Annotated in this window: 16 protein-coding genes; 7 read left to right on the plus strand and 9 right to left on the minus strand. The window is 74.0% G+C overall.

Annotated elements, in window-relative coordinates; translation table 11 throughout:
• Window positions 1–125 precede the first annotated feature (125 nt).
• Window positions 126–998 carry a universal stress protein gene (locus tag ACGFS9_RS27900; protein WP_393256976.1) on the plus strand — a complete coding sequence of 291 codons (873 nt, stop codon included), beginning with the start codon at window positions 126–128 and terminating at the stop codon, window positions 996–998.
• A 229-nt stretch (window positions 999–1,227) separates the two neighbouring features.
• Here ACGFS9_RS27900 and ACGFS9_RS27905 read toward each other — a convergent pair whose 3' ends face one another.
• Window positions 1,228–1,581, minus strand: a complete 354-nt coding sequence (locus ACGFS9_RS27905; RefSeq protein WP_393256977.1) for a hypothetical protein — start codon at window positions 1,579–1,581, stop codon at window positions 1,228–1,230.
• A gap of 107 nt (window positions 1,582–1,688) precedes the next feature.
• Between ACGFS9_RS27905 and ACGFS9_RS27910 the strand changes: the two genes are divergently transcribed.
• The gene (locus ACGFS9_RS27910; protein WP_393256978.1) at window positions 1,689–2,354 is read left to right on the plus strand and encodes an NUDIX domain-containing protein; all 666 of its coding nucleotides are present in this window, start codon (window positions 1,689–1,691) and stop codon (window positions 2,352–2,354) included.
• A 154-nt stretch (window positions 2,355–2,508) separates the two neighbouring features.
• Here the strand turns inward: ACGFS9_RS27910 and ACGFS9_RS27915 are convergent, their stop codons facing one another.
• Complete coding sequence (locus ACGFS9_RS27915) at window positions 2,509–5,064, minus strand: SpoIIE family protein phosphatase (protein ID WP_393256979.1); 2,556 nt, start codon at window positions 5,062–5,064, stop codon at window positions 2,509–2,511.
• Between the two features lie 190 nt (window positions 5,065–5,254).
• The gene (locus ACGFS9_RS27920) at window positions 5,255–6,172 is read right to left on the minus strand and encodes a LysR family transcriptional regulator ArgP (protein WP_393256980.1); all 918 of its coding nucleotides are present in this window, start codon (window positions 6,170–6,172) and stop codon (window positions 5,255–5,257) included.
• A 66-nt stretch (window positions 6,173–6,238) separates the two neighbouring features.
• Here ACGFS9_RS27920 and ACGFS9_RS27925 point away from each other — a divergent pair, with 66 nt between their 5' ends.
• The 4 genes from ACGFS9_RS27925 (at window position 6,239) to ACGFS9_RS27940 (ending at window position 9,794) form a co-directional block, all read left to right on the plus strand.
• Complete coding sequence (locus ACGFS9_RS27925) at window positions 6,239–6,850, plus strand: LysE/ArgO family amino acid transporter (protein WP_393256981.1); 612 nt, start codon at window positions 6,239–6,241, stop codon at window positions 6,848–6,850.
• A gap of 234 nt (window positions 6,851–7,084) precedes the next feature.
• Window positions 7,085–8,398, plus strand: coding sequence for an MFS transporter (locus ACGFS9_RS27930; protein ID WP_393256982.1), 1,314 nt, complete (start codon window positions 7,085–7,087; stop codon window positions 8,396–8,398).
• A gap of 37 nt (window positions 8,399–8,435) precedes the next feature.
• Window positions 8,436–9,254, plus strand: coding sequence for a methyltransferase domain-containing protein (locus ACGFS9_RS27935; RefSeq protein WP_393256983.1), 819 nt, complete (start codon window positions 8,436–8,438; stop codon window positions 9,252–9,254).
• Between the two features lie 90 nt (window positions 9,255–9,344).
• The gene (locus tag ACGFS9_RS27940; RefSeq protein ID WP_393256984.1) at window positions 9,345–9,794 is read left to right on the plus strand and encodes a DUF6479 family protein; all 450 of its coding nucleotides are present in this window, start codon (window positions 9,345–9,347) and stop codon (window positions 9,792–9,794) included.
• Between the two features lie 151 nt (window positions 9,795–9,945).
• On the opposite strand, the gene ACGFS9_RS27945 is transcribed toward ACGFS9_RS27940, so the two are convergent.
• Both ACGFS9_RS27945 and ACGFS9_RS27950 read right to left on the minus strand, forming a co-directional pair.
• Window positions 9,946–10,911: an ATP-dependent DNA ligase gene (locus tag ACGFS9_RS27945; protein ID WP_393256985.1), complete on the minus strand. Its 966-nt coding sequence runs from the start codon at window positions 10,909–10,911 to the stop codon at window positions 9,946–9,948.
• A gap of 81 nt (window positions 10,912–10,992) precedes the next feature.
• The gene (locus ACGFS9_RS27950) at window positions 10,993–11,886 is read right to left on the minus strand and encodes a Gfo/Idh/MocA family protein (protein ID WP_393256986.1); all 894 of its coding nucleotides are present in this window, start codon (window positions 11,884–11,886) and stop codon (window positions 10,993–10,995) included.
• A gap of 237 nt (window positions 11,887–12,123) precedes the next feature.
• Here ACGFS9_RS27950 and ACGFS9_RS27955 point away from each other — a divergent pair, with 237 nt between their 5' ends.
• Window positions 12,124–13,551 carry a M1 family metallopeptidase gene (locus ACGFS9_RS27955; protein WP_393256987.1) on the plus strand — a complete coding sequence of 476 codons (1,428 nt, stop codon included), beginning with the start codon at window positions 12,124–12,126 and terminating at the stop codon, window positions 13,549–13,551.
• Window positions 13,552–13,581: 30 nt separating this feature from the next.
• Here ACGFS9_RS27955 and glgB read toward each other — a convergent pair whose 3' ends face one another.
• The 4 genes from glgB to ACGFS9_RS27975 form a co-directional block, all read right to left on the minus strand.
• Complete coding sequence (gene glgB / locus ACGFS9_RS27960; protein ID WP_393256988.1) at window positions 13,582–15,819, minus strand: 1,4-alpha-glucan branching enzyme; 2,238 nt, start codon at window positions 15,817–15,819, stop codon at window positions 13,582–13,584.
• A gap of 115 nt (window positions 15,820–15,934) precedes the next feature.
• Complete coding sequence (locus tag ACGFS9_RS27965; protein WP_393256989.1) at window positions 15,935–17,311, minus strand: maltokinase; 1,377 nt, start codon at window positions 17,309–17,311, stop codon at window positions 15,935–15,937.
• A 44-nt stretch (window positions 17,312–17,355) separates the two neighbouring features.
• Window positions 17,356–19,077, minus strand: coding sequence for a maltose alpha-D-glucosyltransferase (gene treS / locus ACGFS9_RS27970; RefSeq protein ID WP_393256990.1), 1,722 nt, complete (start codon window positions 19,075–19,077; stop codon window positions 17,356–17,358).
• On the minus strand, window positions 19,074–19,745 hold a 672-nt coding region (locus ACGFS9_RS27975; RefSeq protein WP_393256991.1), incomplete at its 5' end, for a DUF3459 domain-containing protein. The genes ACGFS9_RS27975 and treS, both read right to left, overlap by 4 nt.

Genomic DNA, 19,745 nt, shown 5'->3' on the forward strand with positions numbered 1-19,745 from the left:
CGGCACCGCGCACCGGGCCCCCGCCCGCTGCCGTACGGGTCCGTCCCCGGTGTGAAGGACACTGGAGCGGTCAGAATGGAAGATCCACCGGGCGTGCGGACGCGCCGGCGACGGAAGGCGGACGCATGACCGACCCGATCACCGTGGGCGTGGACGGTTCACCCGAGAGCCGGGCGGCGCTCGCGTGGGCCGCCCGGGAGGCGGTCCGCCGCGATGCTCCGCTGCGCGTGGTGTACGCCTGGCACTGGCCCCCGCACGACATGGTCGGCGGCGGTGACCGGGAGGACCAGGAGCGCTGGGCCCGCGGTATGGCGGAGGACGCCGCCCGTACGGTGACCGAGCGGCACGGCGGTCTGCGGGTCACGGCGGAGGTGCTCGACGGCGAGGCGGTCGAAGCCCTGCTGGGCGCCGCCCGCGAGGAGGGCGTGCTGGTCCTCGGCTCGCGGGGCTACGGCGCGTTCGTCGGATTCCTGCTCGGCTCGGTCGGCCAGCAGGTCATCGCCCGCGCCGCCGGCCCCGTCGTCCTGGTGCGCACCGAGGACCGCCCCGAGGGCGAGGCCGGCGGCCGGGAGATCGTGGTGGGTCAGCAGGGCGATCCCGACGACAGCGCGCCCGGACTCCGGTTCGCGTTCGAGACCGCGGCGGCCAGGGGAGCCGCGGTGCGGGCGGTGCGGGCCTGGAGCCTGCCCCCGGTGTTCGCCTACAGCCCCGCCTCGCTCCGCCTCCTCGACGAGGCGGGCGGACTGGAGCCCTACGAGAGGAAGGCACTGGCCGAAGCGGTCCGGCCGTGGCGGGAGCGCTTCCCCGGAGTACCCGTCACCGAGCATGTGGAGATGGGCAGCGCGGGCCAGGTCCTGCTGTCCCTCTGTGGCCGGGCCCAGCTGGTGGTCGTGGGACGGCGCGCGGAGCGGTCCGCGGTGGGCGGACGCATCGGGTCCGTGGCGCACGCCGTCATGCACCACGCTCCCTGCCCGGTGGCGGTGGTTCCGCACTCCTGAGGACGCCCCGCTCCGGCCGCCCCGGTCCGGGGGGCCGCCTCCCGTGCACGGGGGCCGATCGGCGGCCCCCGGGGGGTGCCGCACCGGATGCGGCGCGGCGACGGCACCAGGTCCCTCGGGCCGACGCGGGCGGCAGCCTCCCGTTCCGGCTCCGTCATCGGTTGCGGAACCGGAGCGGGTCCTCGCCCCCGCGCGGCCGCGCACCGCCCGAAGCGGGCCGGGAGCCGGGCTATCCCTCGCCGGCCCGCGACATCCGCAGCGCCAGATCCTGGAGCAGATCGGCCGTACTGACGTCGGTGCGTCCGGCGTCGTGCAGGTCGGCGAGTTCGGAGAAGAGGAAGGCGAAGGCGCCCACCAGCGACACCGCGGCGGGCAGGTACGCGTCCGCGACCGCCTGCCCGGCCTCCGCAGGCCCGGCGTCGCCCGGCACCTCGACCCGGGGGAACACCTCCGTGACGAGGGCGCCCAGGTTGTTCTCCGCCGACTCGACGCCGGTCTCCTCGTCCCGGGCGATCCTGCGCACCATCGCGTTGGTCTCGGTGAGCACGCCGATGGCGCGCAGGATGATCTCCGTCTGTTCCATGCCGTGAGCCTAAACGGGCGGGGCCCGCAGCGGGCAGGGATCCTGCCGCCGGGATGGTAGACAGGGCGCATGAACGACCTCTCCGCCTCCCGCCGGGCCGGCGCGCGATGACCGCGGGCATCGACACCCCCGACCGCAGGGGCCGCACCGGGCTCGACCGGGTGGGCCGCGACCTCACCGGCAACCCCCGGGTCAAGATCCGCGACGTGACCCTGCTGTCCTGCCACTGGTACGTCGAGCGCAGCACCACCTTCGACCTCCAGCGGGCCGACGGAACCTGGAGCACCCAGGAACGCGAGACCCACGACCGGGGCAACGGCGCCACCCTGCTGCTCTACGACACCGACCGGGAAACGGTGCTGCTGACCCGGCAGTTCCGCTATCCCGCGTATGTCAACGGGCATCCCGACGGCATGCTGACCGAGACACCCGGCGGGCTCCTCGACGAGGCGGACGAGCACCCCGAGGACGCGGTCCGGCGCGAGGTCGTGGAGGAGACCGGGCACACCGTCTCGGCGGTCGAGCACGTCTTCGACGTCTACATGAGTCCCGGGTCGGTCACCGAACGGGTGAGCTTCTACGCCGCCTCCTACGGGCCGGCCACCCGTACCCACCGGGGCGGCGGACTGGAGGAGGAGGGCGAGGACATCGAGACCGTCGAACTGCCCTTCCGCGAGGCCCTGTCCATGATCCGAACCGGCGAGATCGCCGACGCGAAGACGATCATGCTGCTGCAGTGGGCCGCTCTGGAGGGCCCGTTCAGCCGGAGGTGACCGCCGGAGCACGCCCGTGGCCCCGATGCCCGTCCGGTCGCGAGGCAGGCCGCTGCCCCGCGGCCGGACGGGCATCGGCGGCACGGGCGTCGGTCTCGCCCCGCCGGCCGGCAGCCCGCGACGCGCGCCGCGCCACCGGGCCGGCCGCGGATTCTCAGACGAAGCCCGGGGCGTCACCCGCCCCCGGCGCCCGGCGGGTGGTGAGCAGCAGGGCGATGTCGTCGGGGCGTTCGCGGGCCTGCCGCGCCTCCGCCGTGAGCAGGTCGGCCGCGCGCGACAGGGAGTGGCCGCCGGGCCGGAATCGCTGGGGTGTCCCCGCCCGGGCGAGGGTCGCGCGCACGGCCTCGACGCCGTCGTCGATGTCCTTGCCCGGCTGCTCGACCAGGCCGTCCGTGTAGAGGGCGAGTACGGCCTCCGGCTCCAGGACCAGCTCCGTCACCGGGTACACGGCCTGCGGGTCCACGCCGAGCACCACACCGCCCGGCAGGTCCAGCACCTCGGTGCGCCCGTCCGGATGGCGCAGCAGCGGCTGCGGATGCCCGGCCCGCGCGGCGCGGGCGACGCCGGTGACCGGGTCGACCCGGACGTAGCAGCAACTGGCGAACTGGCCGGGGTCGAGGTCGATCAGCAGCCGGTTCGTCCCGCTCATGACCTCGTCCGGAGAATGGTCCCCCAAGGCGAACGCCCGGACCGCGCTGCGCAGTTGGCCCATGGTGGCGGCGGCCTGGACACCGTGGCCCTGGACGTCGCCGATGACGAGCGCCAGTCCGTCCCCGGCCTCCACGACGTCGTACCAGTCGCCACCCACCTCCATGCCGACCGTGCCGGGCAGGTAGCGGCCGGCCGTCTGGACCATCGGGTGGGCCGACAACCGGTGCGGCAGCAGCGCCTCCTGGAGCCCGCGGGCGAGGGCGGCCTCGTTGTCGTAGCGTCGCGCCCGCTCCAGCGACTGTGCGATGAGGCCCGCCAGCGCGGTCCGTTCCTCGCTGCTGAACTCGTGCGGCCGGTCGAAGCCGAGAATGCAGGAACCGACCGGCCGTCCGGAGGCGATCAACGGCAGGAACGCCCGCGCGCCGACCTTGGCGTCCAGGGCGATGCCCGGATACGCGGCGGTCATCTGCTCCATCGACTCGAAGAAGAGCGGCCGGCCGCTGGTGAGCGTCTCCACGCCGGGAAGCCGGGCGTCCAGGCCGACCCCGTCGAAGGGGGCGAGGAAGCCCTGCGGGAACCCGGTCTCCCAGGCCAGGTAGAGGCGGCGGTCCTGGACCAGGTAGATGGCCAGCCGGCGACTGCCGAAGGCGGGCAGCAGCTCGCGCATCACGACCTCGGACACCTGCCGTGCCGTCACCGCCTCGGCGAGGGCGATCGCGAGGACGATCGGCCGGTACACCGGGGCGGTGGCCACGTCGGCCGCGCCGGCCTCCGCGTCCTCGGCGGCCCCAGCGTCCGGCCGCCCCGCCGCGGCGGTGTCCGTCCCGAACGGCGCGTCGGTCTCCGCGGCCCGGCCGACCGGCACGACCTTGCAGGTGACACCGCCGGGGCCGGGATAGACCGACAGACTCAGCCAGGTGCCGTCGGCGGTCCCGGGCGCTGCGGTGCCGGGGTGCGCCAGCGGGCTGCGGGCCCGGAAGTGCACCGGATCGGAGGAGAGCAGCGCGCCGCGCAGGTGGTCCTCGTAGGCGGGCCGGCCCATCCACGGCACCGCGTCCCACAGGGCCCGCCCGAGGAGTTCCCCGCGCGGACGGCCCAGCAGTTCCGCGGCGCGCGGATTGGCGTAGGTGATCAGCCCGAGCCGGTCGAGGGCGAACACCCCCTCGGGCAGCTGGTCGGCGGCACCGCCGGCGGCGGGACCCGGCCCCGGGTCGACGAGCACGCCGCTGACCCGGTACGGCGCCTCGTCGCCCCCGCCCGACGGCCACAGGTCGAGCAGGCGCAGCCCCCTGCCGGTGCGGACCGGCAGCGGATGGGCCGGCGGGCGGCCGGCGGCCGTCTCGCGCAGCGCGGCCAGCAGCAGCCGCGGTTCGTCGTGGGCGATCGCGTCCGCGAGCGCCTCGGGCGTGTTGGAGACCGTCCCGTGCCCGGTGCCCAGCAGCGACCACAGGGCGTCGTCCGCGACGACCGTGTCGGCGCGCGGGTCCCAGGTGAAGCCGCCGACGGTCCGCGAGGAGGGCCCCTCGGCGGGCGGTCGGGTGCCCAGCGGCTCGCCTTCCCACACGACCGGGCAGCCGTCCTTGGCGAGCCGGGTCAGCGCCGCCCCGAGCTCCTCCGCCACGGCCGTCATCCGGTCCCGGTCCGGGAGCACCTCGGTGGCGTCCGAGGCGGGCGGACGCAGCACGGTCAGTACGCCGTACGGCGTGCCGTCGCCCACGACCGGGACGTACAGCGAGCCGAACCGGAACGGCAGCCCCGCGGCCAGTTGCGGATAGCGGCGCATCGTCTCGGTCGAGTCGGAGAGGAGGACCTCGATGCCGAGCCGGTGGGTGTCGGCGACCGGGAACGGGCGTTCCATGTGCATGCGCCACCACGGTCGGAACAGCGGCACCGGAAGGCCGGAGAGGACCGCCAGACGCAGCAGGCCGGGTGTCCCGGACCGCAGGTACACCCCGCCGGCGAAGCCCCGGGCGGCCCGGATCGCGTCCCGCACGGCGTCACTGAGGACGGTGACCAGGCCGTCGGGAGCCCGCTCCTCGCGTTCGGCGCTCCCTGTCATCGATCTGCCCTCGTCCGCCCGCCGCCAGGTGGGTAACACAGCAAGAATGCGCCTTTCCTGTCCCGGACCGCACCTCGGCACCGTCCGCGGTGCCGGGGCGGGGACCCGGGCCTTCCGGTCGGGCCCGGATGTGCTCAGCGCGAAGATACCGGGTCAGGCGGGGTCGGGAACCCGCCGGGAGGGCGGTGATTCAATCGGCGGCCGCCTGGCGCAGGGTCTCGGCGGCGACGGCCGCCCCCGCCTCGGCGAGTGCCCCGAGTGCGGGGAAGTCGAGTCTCCACTGCTGCCAGAACAGGGGGAGATCCACGCCGCGGCCGGGCAGCAGGGACACCAGCCGCCCCTCGCGCAGCAGCGGCAGCGCCTGTACCTCCGGCACCATGCCCCAGCCCATCCCGGCCGCCACCGCGGCGACGAAGCCCTCGCTGCTCGGCACGGAGTGACGCAGCGAGCCCGCCGGCGCGCCGGTCAGTCCGCGGGCGAAGTCGTCCTGGAAGTCGTCGTTCCGGTCGAACACCACCACCGGGGCGGCGCCGATCACCTCGTGCAGCGGTGTGCCGGCTCCCTCGCCGAGCCACCGCCCGGCGAAGGCCGGGGCCGCCACCGGCAGGTAGCGCAGCCGCCCGAGCGCGCGGACCGAACAGCCGGCCACCGGCTCCGGTGAGGACGTCACCGCCGCCATCACCTCGCCCTCGCGGAGCAGGGCCGCCGTGTGGTCCTCGTCGGCGCGGCGCAGCTCGAAGCAGAGCGGCTGCCCGGAGGGTACGCGGGTGAGCGCGGGGAGGAACCAGGTGGCCAGCGAATCGGCGTTCACCGCGACGGACAGGCGGGTGGGCTCGCCGGTGCCCGGCATGCCCAGTTCGGCCCGCGCCTCGTCCTCCAGCCGGGCGAGCCGGCGGGCGAAGCGGACGACGATCGCGCCGGACTCGGTCGGCCGCACCGGCTTGGTCCGCAGCAGCAGCACGCGGCCGGTGCGCTGTTCCAGTGACCGGATGCGCTGGCTGATCGCCGAGGGTGTCACGTGGAGCGCCGCCGCCGCGGCGTCGAACGTGCCCTCGTCGACCACCGCGAGCAGCGTGCGCACCTGGTCGAGCGGGAGATCCGACATCACGATCGCTCATGTTACGTAAGAATCTTTAGCTGTACTCCCGGTGATCGGTTTCCTAGCGTCGGCGGCATGACAGACGCCCTCACCGCAGCGGCCGCCGGATTCGGCTCCGGCCTCTCCCTCATCGTGGCCATCGGCGCGCAGAACGCCTTCGTGCTGCGCCAGGGCGTCCGGCGGGACGCCGTCCTCACCGTGGTGGGCCTCTGCGCCCTGTCCGACGCGCTGCTCATCGCCCTCGGGGTCGCAGGGGTCGGCGCCCTGGTGGTGGCCTGGCCCGCCGCGCTGACCGGTGTCGGGCTCGTCGGCGGCTGCTTCCTCGTCGGCTACGGCGTCCTCGCCGCCCGCCGGGTCGCGCGGCCCTCAGCGCTGCGTGCGGCAGGCGGTACGGCGGGTTCCCGGCGCCGGGTCGTCCTCACCTGCCTCGCCCTGACCTGGCTGAACCCGCACGTGTACCTCGACACGGTGTTCCTGCTCGGGTCGCTCGCCGCCGACCGCGGGCACCTGCGCTGGACCTTCGCGCTGGGCGCGGCGCTCGCCAGCCTGTGCTGGTTCGCCGCCCTCGGATGCGGTGCCCGGCTGCTCAGCCGCCCGCTGGCCCGGCCCGCGGCCTGGCGGGTGCTGGACGGCCTGGTCGCCGTGACGATGATCGTCATGGGGGGCACGCTGATCGCCGGCGCCTGACCGCGGCGGTCTGCCCCGCGTGCCGCCCGGCGCCCGTGCCCACGCCCGCCCGCCGCGTCGCCGTCGGCGCGGTGCGGCGCGCGGCACCGCGCCGTTCCCGGCCGGTCACCCCGTGTCCGGTGCCGGGCCCGCGCCCCGGGGCGCCGCTTTTCGGTCCCCCGGGGGACCGGAGCCGTCCGGGCTCGGCCATAGTGATCCCCGAATCGAAAGATGTATCGAGCAACCAGGACGAGCGTGGACACCAGCGAGAGCAACCAGGACGGCGCGACGGCGCCGCGCGAGGACACCGCGGCGACGGGCGGCCCGGCGGCCGGCACGGGATGGCGCCGCTGGGCCATGGACACCCGGCCGCTGCGCCGCCCCGCCTACCGCCGCCTGTGGTCGTCGACCGCCGTCACCGCCGTCGGCAGCCAGCTCACCGCCGTCGCCGTGCCCAAGCAGATCTACGACATCACCGGCTCCTCGGCCTGGGTCGGCTACGCGAGCCTCGCCGGCCTGGTGCCGCTGGTGGTCTTCGCGCTGTGGGGCGGGGCCATCGCCGACAGCATGGACCGGCGCAGGCTGCTGCTCGTCACCAACACCGGCATCGCCGCCACCTCGCTGCTCTTCTGGCTCCAGGCCGTCATGGGCCTCGGCTCGGTGGCCGTGCTCATCGTGCTGCTCGCCCTCCAGCAGGCGTTCTTCGGCCTCAACTCCCCGGCGCGCAGCGCCTCCGTCGCCCGGCTGGTCCCGGCCGACGAACTGCCCGCCGCCAACGCACTCGGGTCGACCGTCATGCAGACGGGATCGGTGGCCGGCCCGATGCTGGCGGGCGCCCTCATCCCGGTCGTCGGGCTTCCCGAGCTGTACCTGATCGACGCCCTCGCCCTGTGCGTCACCGTGTGGGCCGTCTTCCGGCTTCCCGCCCTGCCGCCCCTGGACGGCGGCGGGTCGCGGCGGGCCGGCTGGCGCGAGGTGGGGGCCGGATTCCGCTACATCGCGCTGCACAAGGTGCTGTTGCTGTCCTTCCTCGCCGACATCATCGCGATGGTGTTCGGCATGCCCCGCGCCCTCTTCCCCCAACTGGCGGCTCAGACGTACGCCTCCTACGGGGAGGGACTGGCGCTCGGCCTGCTGTTCGCGGCCGTCCCGCTCGGCGCCGTGGTCGGGGGGCTGCTGTCGGGCACCTTCTCCCGTGCCCGGCGGCACGGAGCGATGGTCCTCGTCTCCGTGGCCGCCTGGGGCGCCGCCGTGGCGGGGTTCGGACTGAGCCGCAGCCTCTGGGCCGCGGTGGGCTTCCTCGCCCTGGCCGGTGTGGCCGACATGGTCTCGATGGTCTTCCGCGGAGCGATCCTGCTGTCCGCAGCGACCGACGAGATGCGGGGCCGCCTCCAGGGCGTCTTCACCGTGGTCGTGGTGGGCGGCCCGCGCGTCGCCGACGTCCTGCACGGCACGGCCGGATCGCTGTTCGGGGCGCAGGCGGCGGTCACCGGTGGCGGCCTGCTGGTGATCGTGGCGGTACTCGCCCTGGCCTGGGTCACCCCGGCCCTGAGGCGTTACACAATCTGAATACGGAAACGACCAAGGTGGTTCTAGAGTGACCGCCATGCGGGACACGCGACCCTCCTCGGAATTCCACGCGCCCAACATCAGCATGGACAGCACGGCCCGGTTGGTCGGTGCCCTGGACGCGCAGGACGTCAACAACGGTGTGCACAGGCTCCGTTCGTGGGCCCACGCGGCCCTCGCCGTCCGCACCGGGGAGCGTGCCCTCGACATCGGCGCCGGGACGGGCTCGCAGACCCGGAACCTCGCGGACGCCGTCGGCTCCCGGGGCAGGGTGCTCGGCCTCGAACCGCACCCCGGTCTGCGGGCCGTCGCCGAGCAGCGGGCCACCGAGGCGGGCAGCACGGCCCGCTTCGCCGACGGCGACGCCCTCGCCCTGCCGCTGCCCGACTCCACCGTGGACGTCGTGTGGTGCGAACGCGTCCTGCAGCACCTGGCCGAACCGGATCAGGCGGTCGCCGAGATCGCGCGGGTGCTGCGCCCCGGCGGGCGGGTCGCCCTGCTGGACACCGACTGGGCGACCACGATCCTGCACCCCGGCGACCCCGCCACGGTCGCGGCGCTGACCTCCGGGGCGCTGTCCGCGGCGGCCGATCCCTACTCGGGACGCAGGCTCGTGGGCCGGCTCACGGCCGCCGGACTGGTCGTCGACGACCGTGGTTCGCAGGCACTGCTCCAGGACCACACCTCGGTGGCCTGGCCGCTGATCCGCATGATGGCCGAGTCGGCGATCCGCCGCGGCCTCATCGGGGAGGCCGAGCGCGACCGGCTCTACGAGGATCTCGCGGAAGCGGCGCGGCAGGGCGCCCTGCACATGTCGGTCACGATGTTCGGCGCCGTCGCCCACCGCCCCGCCTGATCGCCGCCCCGCCGCCCGGTCCCGGACGCCCCGGCGGAACGGACCGCGTCCCCTTCGGCTCCTCCGCACGGACCGGAAGGGGCGCCCGAAATGATCCGGAATATAATGGAAAGGCCGTCGACGACGGCTCAGTACGCCGATCTCCCCTGGTATTGGGGGTACGCGACCATGACGTACATCGCGAGCCAAGACGTGGTCCTGGCGAGCTCGACGACCAACGTGGTCGCCGCCTTCATCGGCGGCCTCGTCATCGTGGCCGCCCTGATCTGGGCAGTCCGCCTGGGCATCCGGGTCAGGGGAGAGGAACCGGCCCCGCCGACCGCCGAGGAGCAGCCCCGGCTGCCCGAGGGCGGAGCGGTCTACGAGGAGCGGGAGGTGCGGGAGCCGGACGAGGTGCCGCACGCCGGCCGGGAGAGCGAGCGCCTCATGCCGTACAACATGCACTCCGCCGGCACCAAGCACGCCGACGACCAGCACCGCAAGCGGTGGCAGCCGGGCTCCAGCGGATCGTTCGGCAGCGGCGGACCGGGCAGGACCTGACCGGCGCCGGGACGCAGGGCGAGCGGGGCGGGCCGTTCCCGGGCGGCCTGCCCCGCACCCGTCGCACCTGCGCGGACCCGTTCGCGGGGTTCGTGCTCCGGCGCCGCGGCGTGGCGGTCCCTGGCGGATCGGGCCGCTCCCGGCCGGCGGACTACGGCAGGTCCGCCGCCGACTCCTCGGGGGTCAGGTCGGGCCGCAGCCGCGACCACGACGGCTGGCGCAGCAGCCCGGCACGGGTACGGGTGCTGTAGCGGACCTCGCCCACCAGCCGGGGCAGCACCCAGCGGGCCTCGCTCGCGCGGGGCACCGTGTCGAACGGGCAGTGGTCCGTCCCCGACGCCTCCAGCAGCCGGGCCAGTTCGACGCGTTCCGCCGTGCTCCAGCCGGTGCCCACGCTCCCGACGTAGCGCAGCCGGCCACCGGCACGCTGCCCCACGAGGACCGCGCCCGGCAGGCCCGACAACCGCCCCCGCCCCGGTACCCAGCCGCCCACGACGACGTCCGCCGTCCGCAGGTTCCGGATCTTGATCCAGGACCGGGACCGCCTCCCGGGCTCGTACACCGAGTCCAGCCGCTTGCAGACAACGCCCTCCAGGCCGCTCTCCCGGGTCGCCCGCAGCGCCAGCTCGCCGTGCCCCACCAGGGCCGCGGGCGTCGACCAGTGCGGTCCGTCCAGCGCGAGGCCCTCCAGCTCCCCCCGCCGCCGGGTGTACGCCAGCCCCGTCCGGTCGCCGCCGAGCCACAGCACGTCGAAGAGGACCAGATGGGCCGGCGCCCGGTCCGCGCGCCGCAGGGCCCGCGCGGGAGACCCGGCGAGGCCCATCCGGGACTGCAGCAACTGGAAGTCGCCGCGGCCCTGTTCGTCCAGGACCAGGACCTCCCCGTCGAGCACCGCAGGGGTGCCGCCCAAGGCGCCGCCGAGGGCGCCCAGTTCGGGGTAGGCGGCGGTGATGTCCTCACCCGAGCGGGCCCGCAGCAGCACCGTGCCGTCACCGGGCAGGTAGACCACCGCGCGCTGCCCGTCGTGCTTGGTCTCGTACGCCCAGTGCGGGTCCTGGGCCGGGGGCGGCAGCGTTCCGGGGGTCGCGAGCATGGGGGCGATCAGCGGCAGGTTCACAGCAGGTGTCTCGCCGCGGCGGGCTCCGCCCACGCCGGCCCGCCGCCCCGTTCCCCTGAACGGGCGTGCTCCCGAACCGTGTCAGCCGCCCGCCGCCTCGGCGATCAGGGTCTGGAGCCGCAGGCCTCGATGGGCGTCGAGTTCGCCCGGCTGCCCTGCCCGCACCGCCGCGGCGAACTCCCGCCGCAGAACGGGCCAGGACTCCTCGTGGTCGAGCGCCCCGCCGTCGAAGACCAGTTCCGGATGCCGGCCGTACAGCTCGATCCGGGTGATGCCGCGCTCGACGTCCACCGCACCCGACAGCGACGCCTGGCTGACGGCGCCGCTCTCGTGGTCGCAGCTCAGCTCGACCCAGCGGCGTGGATCACCCGCGCCGCGGATCCGGACGATCGGCCCCAGCGCCGCGTCCAGCAGATCGATCAGATGCGGCCCGATGTCCAGCAGCGCCCCGTGTTCCAGCCGCCAGGGGGTCGCGAAGTCACCGCCGAGGAAGGCTCCGCCGAGCATGCACGACCGGGCCCCCGAGACGTCGAGGGCCCGCGCCGCTTCGAGGAAGCGCCGGGTGGCCGGGTGGTAGCGGTTGCTGAGGACCAGCTGGGAGACGACCCCCGACGCGTCGACGGCGTCCACCAGCCTCCGGGCCGACGGCAGATCGAGCGCCAAGGGCTTCTCCAGGAGGAGCGCCTTGCCCGCCTCGGCGGCGCGCACGGCCAGCTCGGCCTGCACCGCGGGCGGCACCGAGAAGGCGACGGCCTCGCAGGAGCCGAGCAGTTCCTCGAACGACGCGGCCACGGCGGCGCCGTACGGTGCGGCCGTCTCCCGGGCGGCCTCCGCCCGGCGCGCCCACACCGACGTCAGCCGGGTCTCCGGCCCGGCCGCCAGGACCCGGGCGTGCACCGCGCGCGCCCACGGTCCGGCGCCGACGAGCCCCACGCGGACGGGGGCCTGGGTCCAGGCGGACGACGTTCCGGTCACGGGCATCTCCTCGGTGGGGTGGGGCGCCTGACATGCCGTCGGCCGGGGGGAGGTGCGCCCGGCCACGACGGCGACCGGGCGCCGCCCGGCCGACGCGTGCACGACTCCATCATGCCGACCCGCCGTGCGGCCAGGGGCCGGGACGGGGCAGCGGCACCCGACCCGATCTCGGGGTCCGGCAGCGGCCGGCCTCATAGGCTGTGCGCGACGATCGCCGTCGAACCGGAAGGAGCGCACGTGAGATCACGCCCGCAGCAGCCCGCGCGACGCAACGCCGTCCTGCGGCGCGAGGCCGTCGTGGCCGCCGTGCCCGTCGCACTCGCCGCACTGCTCACCGCCGCCGGGCCCGCGACGGCCGCCGGCACCGCGGGCGCCCCGGGAGCCGGCGACCCGTACTTCCCCCTCTCGGGCAACGGCGGCTACGACGTCCGCCACTACGACCTGACCCTCGGCTACGACCCGGCGACCCGCCACCTCGACGGCAGAGCCGTCGTCACCGCCCGGACCACTCGGCCGCTGACCCGCTTCGACCTCGACCTCGACGGCCTGAAGGTCACCGGCGTCACCGTCGACCACCGGCGGGCCGCCTTCCACCGCACCGGGCAGGAACTCGTCGTCACCCCGCGCAGGCCCCTGCGCGCGGGCCGGGAGTTCCGCGTCACCGTCGACTACGGCGGCACACCGCGGCCCGTCACGGACCCGGACGGCTCCCCGGACGGCTGGATCCCCACGGACGACGGCGCCTTCGTCGCCGGCGAACCGCAAGGCGCCATGACCTGGTTCCCGGCCAACGGCCACCCCACCGACAAGGCGTCCTTCGACTTCACCCTGACCGTTCCGCGGGGCCGTACCGCCGTCGCCAACGGAATCCTGCTCGGGCAGCGAAGCCACCACGGCCGGACCACCTTCCGCTGGCGTCAGTCCGAGCCGATGGCCGCCTACCTCGCCACGGCGACCGTCGGCACCTTCCGCGTCGAGCGGTACACCACCCGCGACGGCGTCGAGGTCTACAACGCGGTCGACCCGCGGGAGGCGGCCGAGGCGGCACCGGTCCTCGGTAAGCTGCCCTCCGTCCTGGACTGGGAGAGCGGGCTGTTCGGCCCCTACCCCTTCCGGGCCGCGGGGGCCGTCGTCGACCGCGCACCGCGGGTCGGCTACGCCCTGGAGACCCAGACGCGGCCCCTGTACGACGCGGCGCCCGACCTGGGCACCCTCGTCCACGAGAGCGCACACCAGTGGTTCGGAGACTCCGTCTCGCTGACGAGGTGGCAGGACATCTGGCTCAACGAGGGCTTCGCCACCTACGCCGAGTGGCTCTACACCGAGCAGCACGGCGGCAGGTCCGCCCGGCAGGCGTTCGAGGCGCTGTACGCGACCCCGGCCGGCAAGGACCTGTGGGCGTTCCCGCCCGCCGACCCCGGCGGCGGTGAGCACATCTTCGAGACACCCGTGTACGCCCGCGGCGCCATGGCGCTGCACAAGGTGCGCACCGCCGTGGGCGACCGCGCCTTCTTCCGCATTCTGCGGGCCTGGGCGGGCGGGCACCGCCACGGACACGGCACGACGGCCGCGTTCGAACGGCTCTGCGAGCGGGAGTCGGGCAAGGACCTCTCGGGCGTCTTCCGCACCTGGCTCCACACCGGCGGGAAGCCCGCCTCTCCCTGAGAGACGGGCTTCCCTCCTGCTGCGGTCGGTTCAGGCCGGCCGCAGCCACACCGTCGCCAGCGGCGGCAGCGTCAGCTCGATGCTCGTCGGCCGGCCGTGCATGCCGATCGCCTCGGCCTTCACCGGCTCGGGGTTGGTGACGTCGCTGCCGCCGTAGCGCAGGGCGTCGGTGTTGAGGACCTCGTGCCAGGCGGGGACGTCCTCGGGGACGCCGAGGCGGTAGCCGTGGCGTACGGCGGGGGAGAGGTGCGAGACGGCGAGCAGGGGCGTGCCGTCGGCGGCGTGCCGCAGGAACGCGAAGACGTTGTCGTCCGCCGCGTCACCCATCACCCACCGGAAACCCGAGGGGTCCGTGTCGCGCTCCCACAGGGCCGGATCGGCGCGGTACTCACGGTTCAGGTCCCGCACCAGATCCTGCACGCCGCGGTGGTCCGCCTCGGCGCCGTACGCCGGATCGAGCAGCCACCAGTCGGGCCCCTCGGCCTCCTTCCATTCGCCGCCCTGGGCGAACTCCTGGCCCATGAAGAGGAGTTGCTTGCCGGGGTGGGCCCACATGAAGGCGAGGTAGGCGCGCAGGTTGGCGCGCTGCTGCCACCAGTCGCCGGGCATCTTGGAGACGAGGGAGCGCTTGCCGTGGACGACCTCGTCGTGCGAGATGGGCAGGACGTAGTTCTCGCTGTAGGCGTACACCATCGAGAACGTCATCTCGTTGTGGTGGTACTTGCGGTGCACCGGCTCGTGCTGGATGTACTCCAGGGAGTCGTGCATCCAGCCCATGTTCCACTTCAGGCCGAAGCCGAGCCCGCCGTCAGAGGTCGGGCGCGTGACGCCGTCCCAGGCGGTGGACTCCTCGGCCATCGTGACGACTCCGGGGTTGCGGCGGTAGACGGTGGCGTTCATCTCCTGGAGGAACGCCACCGCGTCCGGATTGTCCCGCCCGCCGTGCTCGTTGGGGCTCCACTGCCCCGGCTCGCGGGAGTAGTCGAGGTAGAGCATGGAGGCGACGGCGTCGACGCGCAGGCCGTCGATGTGGAACTCCTCGCACCAGTACGTGGCGTTGGCGACGAGGAAGTTGCGCACCTCGCGGCGGCCGTAGTCGAACTCCAGGGTGCCCCAGTCGGGGTGGTCGGCGCGCTGCGGGTCGGGGTGCTCGTAGAGGGGGCGGCCGTCGAAGGAGGCGAGTGCCCAGTCGTCGCGCGGGAAGTGCGCGGGCACCCAGTCCATCAGCACGCCGATGCCCGCTCGGTGCAGCGCGTCGACGAGGTGCTTGAAGTCGTCCGGGGTGCCCAGCCGGGCGGTCGGCGCGTAGAACCCGGTGATCTGGTAGCCCCAGGACCCGCCGAAGGGGTGCTCGGCGACCGGCATCAGCTCCACGTGCGTGAACCCGAGGTCGGCGACGTAGGCCGGCAGCTGCTCGGCGAGCTGACGGTAGGTCAGCCCGGGCCGCCAGGAGGCCAGGTGGACCTCGTAGACCGAGAACGGCGCCTCGTGGAGCGGGCGGCGCTTCGCCCGCTCCTCCATCCATGCCGCGTCCTGCCACACGTGCGCCGAACGCGTCACCACCGAGGAGGTCGCGGGCGGGACCTCGGTCCGGCGGGCCATCGGGTCGGCGCGCAGGGTGCACGAGCCGTCCGGGCGGGTGATGTCGAACTTGTACAGCTCGCCCTCGCCGATCCCGGGCAGGAACACCTCCCAGACGCCCGAGGAGCCGAGCGAGCGCATCGGGAAGCCGGCGGCACCGTCCCAGTGGCAGAAGTCCCCGCACACCCGGACGCCTCGCGCGTTCGGCGCCCACACCGTGAAGCGTGTGCCGGTGACGCCCTGGTGCTCCATCGGGTGCGCGCCGAGCGCCTTCCACAGCTCCTCGTGCCGGCCCTCGCCGATCAGGTGCAGGTCCATCTCGCCGAGCGCGGGCAGGAAGCGGTAGGGGTCCTGCGTCTCGAACTCGGTGTCCCCGTAGGCCACCGCCAGCGAGTACGCGGGAATCGCGTCGAGCGCCAGCACCGCCCCGAACAGGCCGTCGCCCAGGTCCTCCAGCGGCGTGCGGCACCCGTCCACCACCACCGCGACTCCGCGGGCGTACGGCCGCAGCGCCCGGAACAGCACACCGCCGGGTACCGGATGCGCGCCGAGCAGGGCGTGCGGATCGTGGTGGGAGCCGGACAGCAGCCGTTCCCGGTCCGTGGGGTCCAGCGGTGCGGGAGGCTGTGCCGATGGGGCGGCGGGCTTGGCACGCCGTACGCGGGGGGTGGCGGAGCGGACAGTCACGGCTCGGACCTCTCGGGGTGGGGGATGGCTCGGTGTCGGGTGGGGACGGTAGGCGCGCCCGGCGGGGCCGGAGCGGAGGGGACGGCTGGCGAGGGAACGGGACGGCGGGGCGGGGTCAGGGCCGCGCGGCGGCGAGCCGGCCGACCGCCGCCATCGGGACGGGCAGCCAGTCGGGGCGGTGCCGGGCCTCGTAGAGCACCTCGTACACGGCGCGGTCCGTCTCGTAGGCGCGCAGCAGCTCGGGTTCCTCCCGCGGGTCCCACGCCGCCGCGGCGGCGTAGCCCGCGCAGAAGGACTCACGGCAGTGGTCGGCCCAGTCGGGACGCCAGGGCCGACGGGAGCGTGCCGCGTAGTCGAAGGACCGCAGCATGCCGGCGACGTCGCGGACGGGGGACTGGACACGCCGGCGTTCGCTGATCGGACGAGCGGGTTCACCCTCGAAGTCGATCACCGACCACCGCCGCCCGGCCCGTAGCACCTGGCCGAGGTGGAGGTCGCCGTGGATGCGCTGGGCGGGGCGGACCAGGGAGTCCAGGTCGGCGAGCGCGTCGAACGCCGAGCGCAACCCGGCCGTGTGCGGCCGGAGTTCGGACACCGAGCGGACGGCCGCGTCGAGTCGCTCGTGCATGGCCTCGGCGAGCCGCTTGGTGCCGCCCGGACTCGGCGGGTCCACCGGGAAGGCGTCGGCGAGGGCGAGATGCACCTCGGCGGTGGCCCGGCCCAGCTCGTACGCCTCGTCGCCGAAGTCCCGGTCCGAGGCGAGGGACGACAGGGCGAGCGCCCACCCGTCGGACGCGTCGCGCAGATAGGGCTGGAGCACGCCGAGCGTGGCGTCACGCGGCTGCGACGTGCCGAACCAGGCGGCCGGTGCGGGGACGCGCGCGCAGCTCTGCCGGGCCAGCGCCAGCGGCACCTCGAGGTCCGGGTTGACGCCCGGCTGGACGCGCCGGAAGACCTTCAGTATGAACGCGTCCCCGTACACCAGGGAGGTGTTGGACTGCTCCGCGTCGAGCAGCCGCGGTGTGAGGCTGCCCGGCACCGCGACGCCCGGGTCACGGTCGAAGCGCAGCGGGCCGGCCGAGCCCGGGACGCGCAGACGCTCCAGGAGGAGACCCGTCGCCTTGGGGTCGTGGAAGGCGTCGTACACGGTCAGTCCGCCGAGCGGGCCGGTCTCGGCCCGGCCGATGACGGCGTGCGCGAGGTGCGGGGGAAGGGTCCGCGTCACGCCGAGGAGCAGTTGGTAGCAGTCCTCGGCGGCGGGAGTGCCGGCGCCGCCGTGGGCCGGTGGTCCCGGGTGCTCGGTGCGCACGAGCAGGTGCAGGCACCCCGGGTACAGCTCGGTCGACGACACCAGCGTCAGGTCCGTGACGGGCCGGCCCTTGCCGGCGAACCAGCGCTGGCGGGGCAGCCAGGCGCGCAGCAGCTCGGCGAGCGAGGGCGGCAGCGGAGCGGGACCGAGGCCGCTCGGACGGTGCAGAGCGGTCTTCGCCATGGCGCACGTCCTTTCAGAGGCGGGCGGGCTGGGGGTCGTAGGGGTCACGGGCGCTTGGCGGCGACGGGCGCGACCCCGTTGCGCAGCCGGAACCAGTAGAAGCCGTGTCCGGCCAGGGTGAGCAGGTAGGGCAGTTCCCCGATGGCGGGGAAGCGGACGCCGCCGATCAGCTCGACGGGATGCTTTCGGTCGAAGGCGCCGAGGTCGAGTTCGGTGGGCTGGGCGAACCGCGAGAAGTTGTGCACGCAGAGCACGAGGTCGTCCCCGTGCTCGCGCAGGAAGGCGAGGACGGCGGGGTTGGAGGAGGGGAGTTCGGTGTAGGAGCCGAGTCCGAAGGCGGGGTTCTGCTTGCGGATCTCGATCATGCGGCGGGTCCAGTGCAGCAGCGAGGAGGGCGAGGACATCGACGCCTCGACGTTGGTGACCTGGTAGCCGTAGACGGGGTCCATGATGGTGGGCAGGAAGAGGCGGCCGGGGTCGCTGGAGGAGAATCCGGCGTTGCGGTCGGGGGTCCACTGCATGGGGGTGCGGACGGCGTCGCGGTCGCCGAGCCAGATGTTGTCGCCCATGCCGATCTCGTCGCCGTAGTAGAGGATCGGGCTGCCGGGCAGGGACAGCAGCAGGGCGGTGAAGAGTTCGATCTGGTTGCGGTCGTTGTCGAGCAGGGGGGCGAGGCGGCGCCGGATGCCGATGTTGGCCCGCATGCGCGGGTCCTTGGCGTATTCCGCGTACATGTAGTCGCGTTCTTCGTCGGTGACCATTTCGAGGGTGAGCTCGTCGTGGTTGCGCAGGAAGATGCCCCACTGGCAGTTGGTGGGGATGGCGGGGGTCTTGGCGAGGATCTCGGAGACGGGGTGGCGGGACTCGCGGCGGACGGCCATGAAGATGCGGGGCATGACGGGGAAGTGGAAGGCCATGTGGCACTCGTCGCCGCCGGAGGGGAAGTCGCCGAAGTAGTCGACGACGTCCTCGGGCCACTGGTTGGCCTCGGCCAGCAGCACCGTGTCCGGATAGTGCGTGTCGATGTCGGCCCTGACCCGCTTGAGGAACCGATGCGTCGCGGGCAGGTTCTCGCAGTCGGTTCCCTCCTGCTGGTACAGGTAGGGGACCGCGTCCAGCCGGAAGCCGTCGATGCCCAGGTCCAGCCAGAACCGCAGGGCCGCCAGGATGTCCTCCTGGACGGCCGGGTTCTCGTAGTTGAGGTCGGGCTGGTGGGAGAAGAAGCGGTGCCAGTAGTACTGCTTGCGGACGGGGTCGAAGGTCCAGTTGGAGGCTTCGGTGTCGACGAAGATGATGCGGGCGTCCTGGTACTGCTTGTCGTCGTCGGCCCAGACGTAGTAGTCGCCGTAGGGGCCGTCGGGGTGGGCGCGGGACTCCTGGAACCACGGGTGCTGGTCGCTGGTGTGGTTCATGACGAAGTCGATGATGACGCGCATGCCGCGCTGGTGGGCGGCGTCGACGAACTCGACGAAGTCGGCGAGGTCGCCGAACTCGGGCAGGACGGCGGTGTAGTCGGAGACGTCGTAGCCGCCGTCGCGCAGCGGGGACTTGAAGAAGGGCGGCAGCCACAGGCAGTCGACGCCCAGCCATTGCAGGTAGTCGAGTTTGGCGGTCAGGCCCTTGAGGTCGCCGATGCCGTCGCCGTTGCTGTCCTGGAAGGACCGCACCAGCACCTCGTAGAAGACGGCGCGCTTGAACCACTCGGGATCGCGGTCCTTGGCCGGGGTGTCCTCGAACGTGTCCGGGACGGGCTCGTTGACCATCATGCGGGGGACCCTCCGATCCGCGGTGCCGGGCCGACAGCGAAGACATGTGCACCGCCCGGACCCAGGCGCACAAAATTGGACCTGCCCCAGTTGTAGGTGTCGCCGGTGAGCTCGTCGCGCACCGGCACGCGGGCGTCCGGGCTCAGGCCGAGACGCTGCATGTCCAAGGACACTGTGGCGTGCCGGGTGTGGTGCGGGTCCAGGTTCGCCACGACGACCACCGTGTCGTCACCCGAACGCTTGCTGTACGCGATGAGGGAGTCGTGGTCGACGTCGTGGAAGCGGAGGTTGCGCAGGGCGCGCAGCGCCGGATGATCGCGCCGGATCCGGTTCAGCCGGGTGATGAGCGGGGCGATGGTGCGGCCCTCGCGCTCGGCGCCCGCCCAGTCGCGCGGGCGCAGTTGGTACTTCTCGGAGTGCAGGTACTCCTCGCCCTCCGGCCGGGCGGGCGTGTTCTCGCACAGCTCGTATCCGGCGTACACGCCCCAGCTGGGGGAGAGGGTCGCGGCGAGCACGGCCCGCACCTCGAAGGCGGGGCGGCCCCCGTGCCGCAGGTAGCCGGGGAGGATGTCGGGGGTGTTGACGAAGAAGTTGGGCCGCATGTGCGCGGCGGCCTCGCCGGAGAGTTCGGTGAGGTACTCCGTCAGCTCCTGCTTGGTGTTGCGCCA

It is taken from the genome of Streptomyces sp. NPDC048566, from assembly GCF_043199735.1.
Taxonomy (GTDB): domain Bacteria; phylum Actinomycetota; class Actinomycetes; order Streptomycetales; family Streptomycetaceae; genus Streptomyces.